Here is a 211-nt window from a genome sequence, read left to right on the forward strand (position 1 = left end):
AAGAAGGCTGCTGCCGCCAAACCGGCCCGGTCCGAGACGGCGCCCGCGAAGAAGGTTGCGGCGAAGGCGCCTGCGAGGAAGGCGGCCGCGCAGAAGGCCGCGGCCGCCAAGCCGCCCGTGGGGAAGGCTGCGGCCAAGGTACCTGCGAAGAAGGCCGCTGTCGCCAAACCGGCCCGGTCCGAGACGGCGCCCGCGAAGAAGGCTGCGGCCA

1 pseudogene is annotated in these 211 nt (G+C 73.5%); it reads left to right on the top strand.

The window, feature by feature from the left end:
• Positions 1–211: pseudogene (locus QM841_RS43105) on the top strand (heparin-binding hemagglutinin); the annotation flags it as partial.

It is taken from the genome of Rhodococcus sp. IEGM 1307 (assembly GCF_030056915.1).
GTDB classification, from domain to species: Bacteria; Actinomycetota; Actinomycetes; order Mycobacteriales; family Mycobacteriaceae; genus Rhodococcus_F; species Rhodococcus_F opacus_D.